Here is a 17072-nt window from a genome sequence, read left to right as displayed (position 1 = left end):
ACCACAACCACACGCCCAACCGGCAGCCGGCGCCGTTATTTGACGAACAGCTGGCGCGGAAAATTGACCAGCATTTCCACCCCGGTTTCGGTGATCAGAATGCTCTCGGTGATCTCAATGCCCCAATCGTCCTGCCAGATGCCGGGCATAAAGTGAAACGTCATGCCCGGTTGCAGCACGGTTTCGTCGCTGGCGCGCAGGCTGGAGGTGCGCTCGCCCCAGTCCGGTGGGTAGCTGACCCCAATCGGATAGCCGCAGCGCGCGCCCTGACGGTCGATGCCGTAATGCGCCATGGTGGCGTCCATGGCGTTGGCGATGTCGCAGGTGCGGTTGCCGGGTTTGGCTTGTTCCAGACCGGCGTCGATGGCTTCGAGCAGCGCTTTTTCTGCGTTCAGAAACCGTGCGCTGGGACGGCCCATATAGAGCGTGCGTGACATCGGCGCGTGGTAGCGCTTGTAGCAGCCGGAGACTTCAAAAAAAGTGCCTTCGTTGGCGCGGAAGGGTTTTTCATCCCAGGTGATGTGCGACGCCGAGGCTTCTTTACCCGACGGCAGCAGCGGCACGATGGATGGGTAATCGCCGCTGTAGCCATCGACGCCAGCGATGGCGGTTTCATAAATCTGCGACACCACATGACTCTTGGGAATGCCGACGCGGGCAACGTCGAGAATGCGCTGGTGAATTTTTGCCGTGATGCGTCCGGCGATGCGCATGTATTCGATTTCGGTGGGCGATTTGATGGCCCGGCACCAGTTGACCAGATTGTGGCTGTCAACAAAGCTTGCCTCGGGCATTGCTAGGCGCAAATTGCGGTGCGCATCGGCGGTGTAATAGTAGTTGTCCATCTCGGTGGCGATGGTGGCGCCGGCCCAGCCGTTGGCGATGAACAGATGTTCGGCCAGCCAGCTCATCGGGTGTTTGTCGAGATTCTGAACGTATTCTTCGGGGTAGCTGCTGAGGTTTTCGCGCTTCATAAAACAGCGTAACAAAGCGGCGCTTTCGTCCATGCGGCGACCGAACCAGATCGGCTCTTCCTGATCGACGTGAACCACCACGCCTTGATGCACATAGAACGACCAGCCGTCGTAGCCGGTCAGCCAATTCATATTGCCGGGGTCGGTGGCAATCAGGATGTCGACTTTGCGGGTGCGCATTTCACGGCGCACTTTTTTAACGCGTTGCAGGTATTCCTTCTTGGTGAAAGCGAGCTTCACGGTACCCCCGAAGACTGGTGTCGTTAGGACTGCGTTTCACCGATGGTGCCAGTAGATCCGGCAAAAATGAAATCGGCACCCGAAGGTGCCGATTTGGACGAGCGGGGCGGGGCAAATCAGGCCCAGCTGTCGCGACGCTTGGCGCGGATGCGCGGCAATACAATGCCCAGTACCAGACCAACAAAGATCAAAGCACCGCCGGCCAGCAGCATGCTGCTGTCGTTGCTTTCACGAATTTCTGACAGCTGCGATTGCGCCAGATCCAGATCGTTTTTCAGACGGGCGTTGTCTTCCGACAAATCCTTGTTGCGCTGATCCAGATTGATGGCGTCGCCACTGATCTGAGTGATTTCGTTCAGCTCGGTCGCCAGGCGTTCGTTTTCGACGCGCAGGGATTCCAGTTCACCGCTGACGTCGCCACGGTTGGCAAGCAGATCGCGGTGGCGTTGCTGCAGTTCGTTCAATTGCTGTTGCAACTGATCGCGCTCGGCTTCCAGGTTGCTCAGACGCAGCGAGGCGGTCGGCGTGGTCTGGGTGTAGCGGCGCGGAATCCAGCCTTCGGTGCCTTGTTCGGTGCGCACATTCAAGTAACCGTTTTGCGCTTCATCGCTCAGCGTTTCCATGCGCGTGCCAGAGGCGATGGTTTGCAGAACTGAGGCGCTGTCGCTGGCGCCGGCGCGCAGATTTACCCAGAGCTCGTCGCTCAGCCAGCGGGTGTCAGCCAGGGTTCCGGCGCTGATCGCTGCGGTCGTCATCAGGCCGAGAAGAACTTTGGCGGTGGAGAATCGGGTCATGTTACGGCTTCCGTTAACTGTCGTTTTTGAGTCGGTGGAACCTCGGTGCGCGAGTCGCGAGGCTCTGGCGTGCAGAGGTTCCTGAGTGTAAGCAATCCGCATCGCCACGCAAGGCATAGATCGGCCCGCGCATCGATGCTTTTTATCGGGGTAATGGTGGTCGATCAAAACACTCGCTTAAAGGGTTTGACACTGACCTGGGCATAAACACCGGCATCAACATAGGGATCGGCGTCGGCCCAGCGCTTGGCGTCTTCGAGCGAGGCGAAGTCGGCAATCACAACTGAGCCGGTGAAGCCGGCTTCGCCGGGGTTGTCGCTGTCAATGGCGGGCGTGGGACCGGCGACCAGCAAGCGGCCTTCGGCCTGAAGGGTTTCCAGACGGGCAAGATGAGCCGGGCGAACGCTCTGACGCAAACTCAGGCTATCGCTGACGTCCTCGCTGACAATGGCGTACCACATGCGAACTACTCCCTGGGTGAAGCGGTGGAATAAGGCAGGCATAATACGGGACTCTTTCAAGCGACAGCAACAGGCGCCGACGTGAATACCAACCTGGCCCACGACTGGGAAATGCATTGCCACAGCCACGCTTCCGACGGCGTGCTGTCGCCGCAGGCGTTGTACGACCAGGCGTTGTCGGCGGGGTTGTCGCATCTGGTGTTGACCGATCACGACACCGCTGCCGGTTATCGCGCGCTGCACGAAGGCGGTGAATTGTCGGAGCAATTGCGCTTGTGGCCGGGGGCGGAATTATCGTCGCTGTGGCTCAGCCGCAACATTCATATTGTTGGCATTGGTATGGACGTGTTCAGTGACGCCTGGCTTGATGTCGAACGACGTTACGTGCACGCCCGCGAGCAACGTTTCGAACGACTGATGTTTGTGTTGCGCCGCGCCGGCCTCGACATCAGCGAAGCGGACATCCGTGCCGAAGCCGGCGATGCCTTGCCGGGCCGGCCACACGTAGCTCGGTTTCTGGTCAAATCCGGTCAGGCGAAAGACAGCGCTCAGGCGTTCAAGCGCTGGCTCGGTACCGGCAAAGTTGGCGACGTCAAACAAGGCTGGCCGCCGTTGGAACAGGCGGTCGCCGACATTCGCGCCTGCGGCGGCAAAGCCGTGTTGGCGCACCCGCATCGCTACAAACTGACCTGGCGCAAGCTCGATCAGTTGCTCGATGATTTTCAACAGGCCGGTGGCGAAGCCGTCGAAGTCTGCTGCCCGGCGATGCAACCACCGATGCGTCAACGGTTGGTCGAACGCTGCATTGAACGCGATTTACTGATCGGCGGCGGCAGCGATTTTCATCAGCCCGACACACCCTGGGCGCGGCTGGGTTGGTACCCGCAATGGCCGTCACAGGGCAAGCGTTTGGTGGATGCGTTGCTCGGCTGATTCGACGTCCGTTCGACGCTTTCCCCAGCGGCGGCGGCAATGCTAAAGTGCGGCTTTGTTTTTAGTTGGGGCCAATTCACGGCCCAGTTCTTGGCGGGAGCCAATACCAATGAGTCAGTTTTTTTCCATCCATCCTGAAAACCCCCAGCCTCGTCTGATCAAGCAGGCCGTCGACATTCTGCGCGACGGCGGCGTCATCGCGTATCCGACCGACAGTGCCTACGCTCTCGGCTGCTGTCTGGAAAATAAGACGGCGATTGACCGCATCCGGCGCATTCGTCAGGTGGGGGAAGATCATCGTTTTACGTTGGTGTGTCGCGATCTGTCGGAGCTGTCGAATTTCGCCAAGGTCGATAACGTCGCTTACCGACTGATCAAGAACAACACGCCTGGCCCGCTGACCTTTATTCTGTCGGCCACGCGCGAAGTGCCGCGCCGACTGATGCATCCGAAACGCCGCACCATCGGTTTGCGCGTGCTGGCCAATCCGATTGCCCAGGCGCTGCTTGCCGAATTGGGCGAAGCCATGATCAGCACCTCGTTGATTCTGCCGGGTGACGACGCACCGCAGAGCGACCCGGAAGATATTCGCGATCGGTTGCAGCGCGATCTGGATCTGGTGATCGATGGCGGCTTCTGCGGCCTGGAAGAATCGTCCATCGTCAGTCTGCTCGACGAAGTGCCGGAAGTGCTGCGCGAAGGCGCCGGCGACGTCAGCCCGTTTCGTCAATAACGTCCGGAGAGCTGTGTGAGCGATACGCCCGACAACGCCCCGATCGAGCCAACCGACGACCCGGCAACGGCCTTGTTCGAACCGGGCGACGTGCCGGTGGTCGCCGGTGCCGTCAGCGCCAAGGAACGGGCGTTGGAGCGGCTGCGCGAACGCGCCCGTGCGGAACAGACGGAAATGCCGTTCGCGGTGATCGACGGCGAGGCGATGACGCAGATTCCGATGGATCTGTACATTCCGCCCGATGCGCTGGAAGTCTTCCTTGATGCGTTCGAAGGCCCGCTCGATTTATTGCTGTATCTGATTCGCAAACAGAACCTCGACATCCTCAACATCAACGTCTTCCAGATTACCGAACAGTACATGCAGTACGTCGAGTTGATGCACGCCATGCAGTTGGAATTGGCCGCGGAATATCTGGTGATGGCATCGATGCTGGCGGAAATTAAAAGCCGCATGTTGTTGCCACGCGTCTCGCACGATGACGAAGACGAGGAAGAAGATCCGCGCGCCGAACTGATTCGTCGTTTGCAGGAATACGAGCAGTTCAAAACCGCGGCAGAAAATCTCGATGAAGTGCCGCGCGTTGGTCGCGACATTTACACCACAGCCGAACATCAGCCGGATTACCAACGCCCGAAACTGCACCCGGATGTCGATTTGCGCGAAATCCTGCTGGCGCTGAAAGACGTCATGGCGCGCGCCGATATGTTCGAAGAACACGAAATTCAGCGCGAAACCTTATCGACGCGGCAACGCATGGGCGAAGTGCTGGAGCGCCTGAACGGCGGCGCCTTCGTGCCCTTTATTACCTTGTTTGACGCCAAAGAAGGTCGCCTCGGTGTGGTGGTGACTTTTTTGGCGGTGATGGAATTGTGCAAAGAATCCTTGATCGATCTGATTCAGAACGAGGCGTTCGCGCCCATTCATGTAAAGGCACGCGGTGAATGACGGAACCCAACAATCCTGACAACGACAAGCCTGTGGCGGACGAGTTAGACGCAGAAACTTCCGCCGATGAGCTCAACACTCAACCCGAATCGGAGTCGGCCAGCGAGGCTGTGCCGGAATCCGATCCGGCGGCGCACGACGACCCGGATTTGGGCGATGCCGTGGCTGACGACGAAGACGTCGACCCGCCGGCCGAAGAGATCGGCGATCCCTACGGCGGTCACGCCCCGGACGACGTTAAGCACATTCTGGAAGGCAGTCTGTTTGCCGCCGGTACGGCTTTGTCGGTGGTGCAGCTGGGCGCGTTGTTTTTGGAACACGAACGGCCGCACCGGCGCATCATCCGCAGCCTGATGGCTGAGCTGATGGCGAAATACAGCGGCGGCGGTCTGGAGCTGGTGGAAGTTGCCAGCGGCTGGCGCTTCCAGACGCGGTCTGACCTGGGCGTCTGGATCAGCCGCTTGTGGGAAGAAAAGCCGCAACGCTATTCACGCGCGCTGTTGGAAACGATGGCGCTGATTGCCTATCGCCAGCCGATCACGCGCGGCGAAATCGAAGACGTGCGCGGCGTGTCGGTCAGCTCCAGCATTATTAAAACGTTGCAGGAACGCGAATGGGTACGCGTCGTCGGCCATCGCGATGTGCCTGGCCGCCCGGCCATGTACGCCACCACGCGGCAATTCCTGGATCATTTTGGCCTGACCAGTCTTGACCAGTTACCGAGCCTGGGTGAAATCCGCGACCTGGAAGATCTGGCACCGGAACTGGCGCTCAACGACGATCCGGATGCCGCCGGTACCGTCGATACCCAGGCGGAAATCAGCTTCAGTTCGATGGTCGATCGGCTGCGCGAAGTGGAACGCAGCGGCAAGACGGGCAACGACTACATTGATGAGAAACTGGACGACGAGTTGTCGCAGATGGACGCCGTTAACGACGCCATCGAGCAGGCGTTTGAAGCGCAGCGCGCCGGTCATCAACACCCGGATCTGGATCTGTCGGACAGCGATGACGACGACAGTGACGCAACAACCAAGACCGAAGAAACCGATAGCGAAAATAACGAACCGGCCGAGCCGATGAGCGACGCCGAACACCTGCGCATCATTGAAGAAAAACTGGCGCAACAACAGGCGCTGCTGGACGCTCGGGAGAGAGACCAGCAACGCCCCGAGGAAGACGATGAGTACTGAACGCATTCAAAAAGTGCTGGCCAAAGCCGGTAAAGGTTCGCGCCGCGACATGGAACGCGCGATTGAAGAAGGCCGGGTTAAAGTCAATGGCGAGCTGGTCAAACTGGGCGACAAAGTCGGCCCTGGCGATGCGCTGGAATTGGACGGCAAGCCGGTCAAGATCGAAACCCAGCGCGTGCGTCGGGTGCTGGTGTACAACAAGCCGGAAGGCGAAGTCTGCACCCGGCGTGACCCGGAAGGCCGGCCGACGGTGTTTGACCGCTTGCCGCATTTGCCCGGCGAGCGCTGGATTGTTGTCGGCCGTTTGGACTTGAACACTTCCGGCCTGTTGCTGTTCACCAACGATGGCGAGTTAGCCAACCGGCTGATGCATCCGTCCGGTCTGATCGACCGCGAATACGCCGTGCGTGTGTTGGGTGAAGTAACGCAGGAACAAGTTGAAACCATGCACGTCGGTGTCGAACTGGAAGACGGTCCAGCGCGCTTTACCGACATTCAGGAATTCGGCGGTCGCGGTGCCAACGTCTGGTATCACGTGGTGATTATGGAAGGGCGTAACCGCGAAGTGCGCCGCTTGTGGGAAAGCCAGGGCTTGAAGGTGTCGCGGCTGAAACGGGTGCGTTATGGCTCGGTGTTTTTGGATGCCGATGTGCGTGCCGGTACCTGGAAAGAATTGCCAAAAGCGGAAATCGATAAACTCGCCAAGCGGGTGGATTTGCCGACCGCACCGTGGAAATCCATCGTGACGTCGAAGCACGATCCGAATAAACGGCGCATGGAAAATCAGAAAACGCGCCGGTCGGTTAAAGCGAAAACTGACGCGCCCAAGGACGATGCGCCCAAGCCGACGCGCGCCAAGTCTGACAAAGCCCGGCCTGACAAAGCCCGGCCTGACAAAGCCAGGGCGGATAAATCCAAAACCGGCGCCGCCAAGCCCAAGTCCAGACCGCGGCGCGATAAACCTTCTTAATCAGACGTCCTTAAACGGGCGCCGTAACCGGCTGGCTGATCGCCACCCGGTTGCGGCCGTCCTGCTTGGCCTGATACAGCGCGCGGTCGGCGCGATCCACCAGTTCCGGCCAATCCGATTCGTTGTCGAAATGCGCTACCCCGACGCTGATGGTGACATGAGCGTTGGGCGCCGGTGAGCGCGTCTGCTCACAAACGGTGTGGCGCAAGCGCTCGGCGACCATGCGCGCCAGCGGCAGGTTTGAATCGGTCAGCATGATCAGGAATTCTTCGCCGCCAAAGCGGAAGCAGGCATCGCAACCGCGAATGGTGGTGTCGATGATTTGCGCGACCTGGCGCAAGACGTCGTCACCAGCCAGATGGCCGTAGCGGTCGTTGATGTCTTTGAAGCGGTCAATGTCGACCATCAGGATACTCATGTCCTGATTGTGACGACGCATCCGATCCATTTCCCGGTTCAGCGTAATCGCCATGGCGCCGCGATTGTTCAGGCCGGTCAGCGGGTCGATCATGGCGGTTGCCAGCGCCTTGCGGTACAGCAGGGCGTTGCGCAGCGGGTAAATCAGCACGTCCATCACCGATTCCAGCAACTGCATTTCGCGTTCTTGCAGACGGCGGTTGCGGGAAAAACCCAGACGACCGAATTGTTCGTCGTGCAGGCTCAGTTCGTAGTTGCAGCGGTGTCGGCCGGTATCGCCGAAATCCAACATCAAGCCAACGTGTTCGGCCTGATAATGGCAACCATCGAGCGGTACCAGATGCTGCACCTCGTTAAAGAAGGTGCGCAGAATCTGTTCGATGTCCAAGGTCGCTTGCAGCTGTTTCATCATGTGCAGGCGGAAATCCTGAAGCTGATCCAGCGTTGGACCGTTATCCGGGACCGGGTGCGGAGCGCGTGTACGAGTTGTGCCGGAATCCGGAGTCGAGCGTCTCTGAGTAAAACTGGTAACCATCCTGATAACCGCCGTTGCTGTTTGCAGCAGCTGTAAGCGATTTACGTGCCAATCTTAAAAGTTCTTATAAATCAGATGGTTATGTTGGTATGCGGCAAAAAAATGACGCTTTGGAGAAGTCTTGCCGCCTAAGGCGGCAAGTCAGATGGCGGAAAATTGTCGCCGCTGGGCGGCAAGGTCAGGCAGGTAGAAAATCGCGGGCGTCCCAGGAAACGCCATTGAAGGCCTGGCTGTGGTCGCTCATCAAATAACGGTAGAAGGGCGCGTGCGCTTCCGGTGCCGGCACCTCGGACGGGTCTTCCGCCGGGTAGGCCGCCGCACGCATGGCGGTACGAGTGCCGCCGGGGTTGATGCAATGCACGCGCAATGCGGAAATCGTCCCGACTTCATCGGCCAGTGTCTGCATCAGGCCTTCGGTGGCGAATTTTGACACCGCATAGGCGCCCCAATAACCGCGACCCTGACGGCCTACGCTGGACGTGGTGAAAATTAACCGGCCGTGTTTGCCGGCCATCAGCAGCGGCAACAACGCCTGGCTGAGGTAAAAGCTGCTGTCCAGATTCACCTGCATGACTTTGCGCCAGACGGTTGGCGAATACTGTTGAATGCTCATCTTGTCGCCGAGCAGCGACGCGTTGAGCAATAAGCCATCGAGGCGGCCGTAGGTTTGTTCGATGCCAAAGGCGAGCTCGCGGGCGTTGTCCGGCGTGATGTCGGCCAGATCGATCGGCAACAGAATCGGCTGGGTTTGAGTTGCCGCTTCAATCTGGTCGTAGACCGCTTCGAGCTTTTCCTGCGTTCGACCGATCAATACGACGTGCGCGCCGGCACGGGCGAAATCGAGCGCCATGGCCTGGCCGATACCAGCACCGGCGCCGGTGATGGCGATGACTTTGTCTTGCAGCGCATCGGGCGAATCCGCCAGCGCCAGATCGGCGGTGGTCAGTTGGGTTGAAGTGTGGGCGTCAGCCATTGCAAAGCCTTTTCAGTGAGTTGGTGCGCGGTCTCGGCCAAATCATCGGCCTGCCATTGTTTGGGGTCGTCATCGACGTGCAGATAGCCGTAAGTGCAGGCCAGTGAGCGCATGCCGGCGGCCTTGGCGGCTTGGATGTCACGTTCGTGATCGCCAGCGTACAGGCAATCTGCCGGATCGACGTTCAACGCATCGCTGGCCGCCCACAGCATCGCCGGATCGGGTTTGATGGTGTCCAGATCGCCCTGGCAGACCAGCGCCGGTGGTTGTTGTGGCAGCAGCACTTCCAGCACCGCCAGCGTGTGCGGGCGCGGCTTGTTGGTGACGATGCCCCAGGGAATCTGTTGGTCAGTCAATTGCGTCAGCAGTGTTTTTACGCCCGGGTACCATTGGTTCAGCGACACCGGGGTATCGAGAAACAGTGCCAGGAACTCTTCACGAAATTGCTGAAACTGCGGGTGGTCCCGGTCAATGCTGTGGATCGCCGCCACGGCCGCGCGGGCGCCGGCCGAGGCGTAGTGTTCGCGATGCTTGGTCAGGCGCGGTAGGCCGACTTGATCGGCATAAGCGTCCATCGCCGTCATAAAGGCCGGGGCGGAATCGAGCAGGGTGCCGTCCAGATCGAACAGCAAAGCGCGCTGACTCATTCGACGACGGGCTTAACGGCGGTGAGCAGATAGTTCACCGACACGTCGTCGTTCAGGCGGGTGCGGCGCGTCAGCGGGTTGTAGTGCATGCCGCGCATGCCGGTGACTTTGAGACCGGCGTCCATTGCCCAGCGGTTCAGCTCGGCCGGACGGATCAGTTTGCGGTATTCGTGCGTGCCGCGCGGCAGCAAACGCATGATGTATTCGGCGCCGACAATCGCCATCGCCCAGGCTTTGGGGTTGCGGTTGATGGTCGAGAAAAACGCTCGACCACCGGGCTTGAGCAGACGTTCCACCGCCTGAATCACCGACGATGGATCGGGCACGTGTTCCAGCATTTCCAGGCAGGTGACCACATCGAAGCTGCCGGCGGCTTCGTCGGCCAGGGCTTCGGCGGTGATTTGCCGGTAGTCGATGGTCAATTCGGCTTCCAAGGCATGCAACTTGGCGACTTTTAATGGCGCTTCGCTCATGTCGATGCCGGTGGTCTGAGCGCCGCGTTGCGCCAGCGCTTCGGTCAGAATGCCGCCGCCACAACCGATGTCGACAACCTTCAGTCCGGCAATGTTGAGGTGCTCGTCAATGTAGCCGGCACGCGCCGGATTGATGTCGTGCAGCGGTTTGAATTCGGATTCCGGATCCCACCAACGGCTGGCCAGGGCGCCGAATTTTTCCAATTCGGCCGGGTCGATATTCGCGGTCACGGTGTTGCCTCGAGCGTCGGGAAATAAAAAAGCCGGCGACGTTTTCAGCGTCGGCCGGCTTGGGGTCTTATTGGGTGTTGGTGATGCGCGCCTGCCACTGTTTCGCTTTGGCGATGATGGCGTCGCGGTCCAGCGTGGTCAGTTGGCGTTGCTTGAGCAGGCGTTTGCCATCGACCCAGACGTCGCTGACCTGATCGCGGGTGGACGCGTACACCAGGTGTGAAACCGGGTCGTACAGCGGCTGGCTTTCAAGGTCGTCCAGACGTACGGCGGTAATGTCGGCGCGCTTGCCCACTTCCAGACTGCCGATTTCCTGCTCCCAACCCATGGCGCGAGCGCCGTTCAGCGTTGCCATTGCCAGGGCTTCCATGGCGGGCAGGGCGGTGGCGCGCTGACCGACGGCTTTCGCCAGAATGGCGGCGGTGCGCATCTCACCCATCATGTCCAGATCGTTGTTGCTGGCCGCGCCATCGGTGCCCAGAGCGACATTGACGCCGAGTTTCTGCAACTGATCGACCGGGCAGAAGCCGCTGGCCAGTTTCAGGTTGGATTCCGGGCAGTGCACGACGTGGGTGCCAGTCTGGGCGATGTCTTGGATGTCTTCTTCGTTCAGCGCGGTCATATGCACGGCCTGGAATTGCGGACCGAGCAGACCCAGGTCTTTCAGGCGACGAATCGGGCGACCGCCGCGCTTTTCGATTTCACCGTCCACTTCGGTCTGGGTTTCATGGACGTGCATCTGAATCATCAGGTCGTGTTCTTTGGCCAGATCGCGGATGCGGATCATCGGCTCATCGGAGACGGTGTAGGGCGCGTGTGGACCGAACATCATCTTGATGTGGCTGTGGCCCTTGTAGCGTTTGACCAGTTCCATACCCAGGTCGATGTGCTCATCGGCGGTCTTGGCCCAGTTGGTCGGGAAGTCGATGACCGAGAACGAAAACTGAGCGCGCACGCCGGCGCGTTCGGTGACTTCAGCGGCCGCAGCCGGGAAGAAGTAGTTGTCGGCAAAGGTGGTGGTGCCGGAGCGCAGCATTTCGGCAATGGCAAGTTCGGTGCCGTCGGCAACGAATTCATCACCAACCCAGGCGCCTTCGGCCGGCCAGATGTGATCGTTGAGCCAGGTCATCAGCTCGAGGTCGTCGCCCATGCCGCGGAACAGCGCCATGGCGGCGTGGCCGTGGGTGTTGATGAAGCCGGGAATCAGCGCGCTTTCACCTAATTCGACGGTGTCGTCCGCCTGGTACTGCGCTTTGGCCTGATCGGTCGGCAGAATGGCTTCGATGATGCCGTCTTTGATGGCCAGGCTGTGGTCCACCAGGACATCGCGTTGCGGGTTGACGGGGATGATCCAGTGGGCGTGGATCAGGGTGTCGATGCGTTGCATGGCGTCCCTTCTGTTGGATTCGTGAACGACCGGTCGGCCGGGTGCGCACATTCTAGTGATTTGAGCCTCCGATCACCAGCGCGCTGACCGCCTGCGGGGGTGATCGGTTATATCTATCTCATTGATTTGTGGTATGATTTCGCGCCATTGTACGTCGCGTTTTGAGGCGGGCTCAGGCCCCGAAATCAGCCTTCATACTGCGTCTCACTGAACCGCTAAGGATACCGTACCGCATGGGTGAGCTAGCCAAAGAAATCCTCCAGGTGAACATTGAGGAGGAGCTCAAACAGTCCTATCTCGACTACGCCATGAGCGTCATCGTCGGCCGCGCCTTGCCGGACGTGCGCGATGGACTGAAACCAGTGCACCGGCGCGTTTTGTTCGCCATGAATGTGCTGGGTAACGACTGGAACAAAGCCTATAAAAAGTCCGCTCGTGTGGTCGGTGACGTTATCGGTAAATACCACCCGCACGGCGACTCAGCGGTGTACGACACCATCGTTCGTCTGGCTCAGCCCTTTAACATGCGTTACACCCTGGTCGACGGTCAGGGCAACTTCGGTTCCATCGACGGCGACTCCGCTGCGGCCATGCGTTACACCGAAATCCGCATGCAGAAGCTGGCGCACGAACTGCTGGCGGATCTGGAAAAAGAGACCGTCGATTACGTCGAAAACTACGACGGCACCGAACTGATTCCCGATGTGCTGCCGACCAAGGTGCCGAACCTGCTGATCAACGGCGCCTCCGGTATTGCCGTCGGTATGGCGACCAACATTCCGCCGCACAACATGAACGAAGTGATCGACGGCTGTCTGGCGTTGATCGACAACCCGGATCTGACCATCGACGATCTGATGGAATACATCCCAGGCCCGGACTTCCCAACTGGCGGCATCATCAACGGTCGCAAAGGCATTGTTGAAGCCTACCGCACCGGCCGTGGCCGCATTTATACCCGTGCCAAAGCCGAAGTATTGGTCGATGCCAAGACCGGCCGCGAGTCGATCATCGTTCACGAAATTCCTTATCAGGTGAACAAGGCGCGGTTGATCGAGAAGATCGCCGAGCTGGTTAAAGAGAAGAAGATCGAAGGCATCTCCGAACTGCGCGACGAGTCCGACAAAGACGGTCTGCGCATCGCCATCGAAATGAAGCGCGGCGAATCCGGCGATGTGGTGCTGAACAACCTCTACGCCCAAACGCAGTTGGAGCAAGTGTTCGGCATCAATACGGTGGCGCTGGTCGACGGCCAGCCCAAAGTGCTGAACCTGAAAGAATTGCTCGACGCCTTTATCCGTCACCGCCGCGAAGTGGTGACACGCCGGACGGTATTTGATCTGCGCAAGGCACGTCAGCGCGGTCATATCCTGGAAGGTCTGGCGATTGCGTTGGCCAACATCGACAAGATGATCGAGTTGATCCGTTCGTCAGCAACCGGTGCCGAAGCCAAAGAACGCATGTTGGCGCAAAGCTGGGAGCTGGGTGATGTCGCGGCCATGTTGGAACGCGCTGGTGCCGACATTTCCCGCCCGGAAGACCTGGACGAAGCCTACGGCGTACGCGATGAGCGCTACCTCCTGTCACCGGAACAGGCACAGCAGATTCTCGACATGCGTCTGCAAAAACTGACCGGTCTGGAACACGAAAAACTGATCGGTGAGTACAAGCAGATTATCGACGACATCGGCGAGTTCCTGCGCATTCTGGGCAGCTACGAGCGGTTGATGGAAGTGATCCGCGAAGAACTGCTGACCATCAAAGATCAATACGGCGATGCCCGTAAAACTGAAATCATTGCCAGCCGTCTCGACCTGTCGATGGAAGACCTGATCACCGAAGAAGACATGGTGGTCACCATCTCCCACGGCGGTTACGCCAAGACGCAGCCGCTGACCGATTACGAAGCTCAGCGTCGCGGCGGCAAAGGCCGTTCGGCGTCGGCATTGAAAGATGACGATTTTATCGAACATCTGTTGGTCGCCAGCAGTCACGACACCGTGCTGTGTTTCAGTAATCGCGGCAAAGTTTATTGGTTGCGTGTGTTTGAGATTCCACAGGCCAGCCGCAACGCCCGTGGCCGACCGATGGTGAATTTGCTGCCGTTGGAAGCGGAAGAGCGAGTCACCGCCATTTTGCCGATCCGCGAATACAACCCGGATTTGTTTATCTTTATGGCGACCGCTAACGGCACGGTGAAGAAAACGTCGTTGGATGCTTTCTCGCGTCCACGCTCTGCCGGCTTGATTGCGTTGTCGCTGGACGACGGCGACCGCCTGGTGGGCGTCGCCCTGACCGACAGCCAGCGCGAAGTCATGCTGTTGTCGAACGCCGGCAAGGTGGTGCGTTTCGATGAAAACCACGTCCGTCCGATGGGTCGGACCGCACGCGGTGTGCGCGGCATTAAATTGCAGGACGACCAGTCGGTTATTTCGCTGATCATCCCGCAGGAAAACGGCACCATTCTGACCGCTTCTGAACGTGGCTTCGGCAAGCGCACGGCGGTTGATGAATTCCCGACCAAAGGCCGAGGTACCCAGGGCGTGATCGCCATGGTGACCAACGATCGTAACGGTCCGTTGGTTGGCGCCAAGCAGGTATTTGAGGGCGACGAAGTGATGCTGATCAGCGATCAAGGCACCCTGGTGCGGACATCGGTGGAAGGCATTTCCGTGCTGTCGCGCAACACTCAGGGCGTTAAATTGATTCGCCTGGCGGATGACGAACGTCTGGTCAGTATTGAGCGCATCGAAGAGCCGGACGAAGACGAATCGGTACTGGATGTGGCCGACAAACCGGACGCCGAACGCCCGGCACCGGCCGCGCCGGGCCAACCGGATGCGGACGAGTCGGATGACGAAGACGTCGTCGATGATGACGACGATTTCGAAGACGACGCTGAGAACGACGAAGACGAAACCGAAGACTGAGGCAAAGAACTTTTTGTAGGAGAGCGGCGCACCATGACGCGCGGATACAATTTCTGCTCCGGCCCGGCCATGTTGCCAACGCCGGTGATGGAACAGGCGCAGGCAGAACTGCCTGATTGGCATGGTTTGGGTATGTCGGTCATGGAGCTGTCGCACCGATCCGACGAGTTTGTGGCGGTCTCTGAACATGCCGAAGCCAAATTGCGTCAGCTGCTGGAAGTACCAGACGACTACGCTGTTTTGTTTCTGCAAGGCGGTGCCACGTTGCAGTTTTCGGCCATCCCAATGAATCTGCTCGGTGCGGGCGGCGCGGCGACCTTTCTGGATACCGGCACCTGGTCGTCCAAGGCGGTCAAAGAAGCGGCGCGCTATGGTGAGGCGCGCGTGCTCGCCTCGACCGAAGCCGAGCAGTATCGCCGCGCCGTTCGGGCGAATGAGTTTGAAGTCGACCCGAGCGCGGCTTATCTGCATTTCACACCCAATGAAACCATTGGCGGCGTCGAATTCGATTACGTTCCCAGCAGCGGTGATGTACCGCTGGTTGCGGACATGTCGTCCTGCATTCTGTCCAAACCCATTCAGGTCTCTGACTACGGTCTGATCTACGCCGGTGCGCAGAAAAACATTGGTCCGGCAGGTTTGACGCTGGTCATCGTGCGCAAATCTTTGCTGGGCAAGGCATTGCCGGGCACACCGACGCTACTGAACTACGCCAATCAGGCCGAGGCCGGTTCGATGGTTAACACGCCACCGACCTTTGCAGTTTATCTGGCCGGTCTGGTGTTCGACTGGCTGGAACAGCAGGGCGGACCTTCGGCGATGGCAGCGCTCAATGCGCAAAAATCGGCGTTGCTGTATCGCACCATCGACGACAGCGGTTTTTATCGCAATCCGATTGCCGTAGAGCATCGTTCGCGCATGAATATTCCGTTTATTCTGGCGGACGAAACGTTGAACGAAGTTTTCCTCAGCGAAGCGTCGGCGGCCGGTCTTTATAATCTTCAGGGTCACCGCAGTGTGGGTGGCATGCGGGCCAGCATTTACAACGCCATGCCGTTGGCGGGTGTGCAGGCGCTGGTGGATTTCATGAAGGATTTCGAACAACGCCATGGCTGATCAGGACTCCACTCCAGACCCGCTCGACGGGCTCGATCTGAACGCGCTGCGTGAGCGCATCGATCAACTCGACAGCGAAATTCTTGAGCGCATTTCAGCGCGCGCCCAGTGCGCGTTGAAGGTCGCCGAAGTCAAACTCAAAGAATCACCGGACGCGGTGTTTTATAGACCTGAACGCGAAGCACAAGTGCTGACCCGAGTGATGGAACGCAACACAGGCCCGCTCGGCAACGAAGACATGGCGCGGTTGTTCCGCGAAATCATGTCGGCCTGTCTGGCGTTGGAAAAACCGCTGGAAGTGGCCTATCTCGGCCCGGAAGGCACCTTTACTCAGCAAGCGGCGGTCAAGCATTTTGGTCAGTGGGTGAAAACCAAGCCGATGCCGGCTATTGATGAAGTGTTCCGCGAAGTCGAAGCCGGCGCCTGCAAATACGGCGTCGTGCCGGTGGAGAATTCCACCGAAGGCGTGGTGAATCATACGCTGGATAGTTTTATCAATTCCGGTCTGCGCATCTGCGGCGAAGTTGAGTTGCGCATTCACCATCATTTGATGGTGGGGCCGAATACGCAGCCGGGAAAAATTTCTCGCATCTACAGTCATCAGCAGTCGCTGGCGCAATGTCGTAAATGGCTGGACGCCCATTTGCCAATGGCCGAACGTGTAGCGGTGAACTCCAATGCCGAAGCCGCGCGCCGTGTTCACGGCGAGTGGAACTCGGCAGCCATCGCTGGCGAGATGGCGGCTGAACTGTACGATCTGACCGTGCTGGAAACCAAGATCGAAGATTCGCCGGATAATTCGACGAGGTTTTTGATCATCGGCAACGAAGACGTCGGTATGTCTGGCGACGACAAGACCTCCATCGTTGTATCAATGCGCAACGAACCGGGCGCGCTTTACCATCTGCTGCAACCGTTTAACGACCACAACGTCGATATGACGCGGTTGGAGACTCGCCCATCGCCGTCGGGTAATTGGACCTATGTCTTCTTTATCGACTTTGCCGGTCACCTGCAGGATGCCAACGTGCAGCAGGCGTTGGTGGACATTCGTACCAAGGCGGTGGAAGTCAAGCTGCTTGGTTCTTATCCCAAAGCGGTGCTCTAAGCGCCCAGG

General features: G+C 59.0%; 16 protein-coding genes. 8 read left to right on the top strand and 8 right to left on the bottom strand.

The window, feature by feature from the left end; all coding sequences use genetic code 11:
• Positions 1-35: 35 nt before the first annotated feature.
• From DW349_RS10150 to DW349_RS10140, 3 genes are all read right to left on the bottom strand, one after another.
• Complete coding sequence (locus DW349_RS10150) at positions 36-1154, bottom strand: M24 family metallopeptidase (protein ID WP_232819323.1); 1119 nt, start codon at positions 1152-1154, stop codon at positions 36-38.
• A 176-nt stretch (positions 1155-1330) separates the two neighbouring features.
• Positions 1331-2008 (bottom strand): TIGR04211 family SH3 domain-containing protein, encoded by a 678-nt coding sequence (locus tag DW349_RS10145; RefSeq protein WP_157954336.1) that lies wholly within the window; start codon positions 2006-2008, stop codon positions 1331-1333.
• Between the two features lie 164 nt (positions 2009-2172).
• Positions 2173-2469, bottom strand: a complete 297-nt coding sequence (locus DW349_RS10140; protein WP_108125509.1) for a YciI family protein — start codon at positions 2467-2469, stop codon at positions 2173-2175.
• 81 nt (positions 2470-2550) lie between these two features.
• On the opposite strand from DW349_RS10140, the gene DW349_RS10135 reads away from it, so the two are divergent.
• The 5 genes from DW349_RS10135 to rluB all read left to right on the top strand — a co-directional run bounded on the left by DW349_RS10135 (position 2551) and on the right by rluB (position 7246).
• Positions 2551-3402, top strand: coding sequence for a PHP domain-containing protein (locus DW349_RS10135; protein ID WP_108125508.1), 852 nt, complete (start codon positions 2551-2553; stop codon positions 3400-3402).
• A 109-nt stretch (positions 3403-3511) separates the two neighbouring features.
• A complete protein-coding gene (locus DW349_RS10130) occupies positions 3512-4135 on the top strand; it encodes an L-threonylcarbamoyladenylate synthase (RefSeq protein ID WP_108125507.1) in 624 nt (207 codons plus the stop codon).
• Between the two features lie 15 nt (positions 4136-4150).
• Positions 4151-5083 (top strand): segregation and condensation protein A, encoded by a 933-nt coding sequence (locus tag DW349_RS10125; protein WP_420820652.1) that lies wholly within the window; start codon positions 4151-4153, stop codon positions 5081-5083.
• Positions 5080-6276: an SMC-Scp complex subunit ScpB gene (gene scpB / locus DW349_RS10120; protein WP_108125506.1), complete on the top strand. Its 1197-nt coding sequence runs from the start codon at positions 5080-5082 to the stop codon at positions 6274-6276. The genes DW349_RS10125 and scpB overlap by 4 nt, the downstream gene beginning before the upstream one ends.
• Positions 6266-7246, top strand: a complete 981-nt coding sequence (gene rluB / locus DW349_RS10115; RefSeq protein ID WP_108125505.1) for a 23S rRNA pseudouridine(2605) synthase RluB — start codon at positions 6266-6268, stop codon at positions 7244-7246. The genes scpB and rluB overlap by 11 nt, the downstream gene beginning before the upstream one ends.
• Positions 7247-7256: 10 nt before the next feature.
• Here rluB and DW349_RS10110 read toward each other — a convergent pair whose 3' ends face one another.
• From DW349_RS10110 to DW349_RS10090, 5 genes are all read right to left on the bottom strand, one after another.
• Positions 7257-8075: a GGDEF domain-containing protein gene (locus DW349_RS10110; protein ID WP_157954335.1), complete on the bottom strand. Its 819-nt coding sequence runs from the start codon at positions 8073-8075 to the stop codon at positions 7257-7259.
• 301 nt (positions 8076-8376) lie between these two features.
• Entirely contained in the window at positions 8377-9171 is a 795-nt protein-coding gene (locus DW349_RS10105; protein WP_108125503.1) for a YciK family oxidoreductase, read from the bottom strand.
• Positions 9141-9818, bottom strand: a complete 678-nt coding sequence (locus tag DW349_RS10100; protein ID WP_108125657.1) for an HAD family hydrolase — start codon at positions 9816-9818, stop codon at positions 9141-9143. Before DW349_RS10100 ends, DW349_RS10105 begins: the two co-directional genes overlap by 31 nt.
• Positions 9815-10522, bottom strand: coding sequence for a bifunctional 2-polyprenyl-6-hydroxyphenol methylase/3-demethylubiquinol 3-O-methyltransferase UbiG (gene ubiG / locus DW349_RS10095; protein WP_108125502.1), 708 nt, complete (start codon positions 10520-10522; stop codon positions 9815-9817). Before ubiG ends, DW349_RS10100 begins: the two co-directional genes overlap by 4 nt.
• Positions 10523-10589: 67 nt before the next feature.
• Positions 10590-11909 carry a TRZ/ATZ family hydrolase gene (locus DW349_RS10090; protein WP_108125501.1) on the bottom strand — a complete coding sequence of 440 codons (1320 nt, stop codon included), beginning with the start codon at positions 11907-11909 and terminating at the stop codon, positions 10590-10592.
• 233 nt (positions 11910-12142) lie between these two features.
• On the opposite strand from DW349_RS10090, the gene gyrA reads away from it, so the two are divergent.
• The 3 genes from gyrA to pheA are packed head-to-tail and all read left to right on the top strand — an operon-like array spanning position 12143 to position 17063.
• Positions 12143-14839, top strand: coding sequence for a DNA gyrase subunit A (gene gyrA / locus DW349_RS10085; protein ID WP_108125500.1), 2697 nt, complete (start codon positions 12143-12145; stop codon positions 14837-14839).
• A 33-nt stretch (positions 14840-14872) separates the two neighbouring features.
• On the top strand, positions 14873-15955 hold the full coding sequence (gene serC, locus DW349_RS10080; protein ID WP_108125499.1) for a 3-phosphoserine/phosphohydroxythreonine transaminase: 1083 nt from the start codon (positions 14873-14875) through the stop codon (positions 15953-15955).
• Positions 15948-17063, top strand: coding sequence for a prephenate dehydratase (pheA, locus tag DW349_RS10075; protein WP_108125498.1), 1116 nt, complete (start codon positions 15948-15950; stop codon positions 17061-17063). Before serC ends, pheA begins: the two co-directional genes overlap by 8 nt.
• The last annotated feature ends 9 nt before the right edge of the window (positions 17064-17072 follow it).

It is taken from the genome of Saccharospirillum mangrovi (genome assembly GCF_003367315.1).
Taxonomy (GTDB): Bacteria; Pseudomonadota; Gammaproteobacteria; order Pseudomonadales; family Natronospirillaceae; genus Saccharospirillum; species Saccharospirillum mangrovi.
The sequence above is the reverse complement of the archived record's forward strand: the minus strand, read 5'-3'. Positions and strand labels throughout refer to the sequence as shown.

Excerpts from the sequence above, each read along its gene's own strand:
- DW349_RS10150 (WP_232819323.1), bottom strand. The coding sequence starts at position 1,154 with ATGCGCACCCGCAAAGTCGACATCCTGATTGCCACCGACCCCGGCAAT.
- DW349_RS10145 (WP_157954336.1), bottom strand. The coding sequence starts at position 2,008 with ATGACCCGATTCTCCACCGCCAAAGTTCTTCTCGGCCTGATGACGACC.
- DW349_RS10140 (WP_108125509.1), bottom strand. The coding sequence starts at position 2,469 with ATGTGGTACGCCATTGTCAGCGAGGACGTCAGCGATAGCCTGAGTTTG.
- DW349_RS10130 (WP_108125507.1), top strand. The coding sequence starts at position 3,512 with ATGAGTCAGTTTTTTTCCATCCATCCTGAAAACCCCCAGCCTCGTCTG.
- scpB (WP_108125506.1), top strand. The coding sequence starts at position 5,080 with ATGACGGAACCCAACAATCCTGACAACGACAAGCCTGTGGCGGACGAG.
- rluB (WP_108125505.1), top strand. The coding sequence starts at position 6,266 with ATGAGTACTGAACGCATTCAAAAAGTGCTGGCCAAAGCCGGTAAAGGT.
- DW349_RS10110 (WP_157954335.1), bottom strand. The coding sequence starts at position 8,075 with ATGATGAAACAGCTGCAAGCGACCTTGGACATCGAACAGATTCTGCGC.
- DW349_RS10105 (WP_108125503.1), bottom strand. The coding sequence starts at position 9,171 with ATGGCTGACGCCCACACTTCAACCCAACTGACCACCGCCGATCTGGCG.
- DW349_RS10100 (WP_108125657.1), bottom strand. The coding sequence starts at position 9,818 with ATGAGTCAGCGCGCTTTGCTGTTCGATCTGGACGGCACCCTGCTCGAT.
- DW349_RS10090 (WP_108125501.1), bottom strand. The coding sequence starts at position 11,909 with ATGCAACGCATCGACACCCTGATCCACGCCCACTGGATCATCCCCGTC.
- gyrA (WP_108125500.1), top strand. The coding sequence starts at position 12,143 with ATGGGTGAGCTAGCCAAAGAAATCCTCCAGGTGAACATTGAGGAGGAG.
- serC (WP_108125499.1), top strand. The coding sequence starts at position 14,873 with ATGACGCGCGGATACAATTTCTGCTCCGGCCCGGCCATGTTGCCAACG.
- pheA (WP_108125498.1), top strand. The coding sequence starts at position 15,948 with ATGGCTGATCAGGACTCCACTCCAGACCCGCTCGACGGGCTCGATCTG.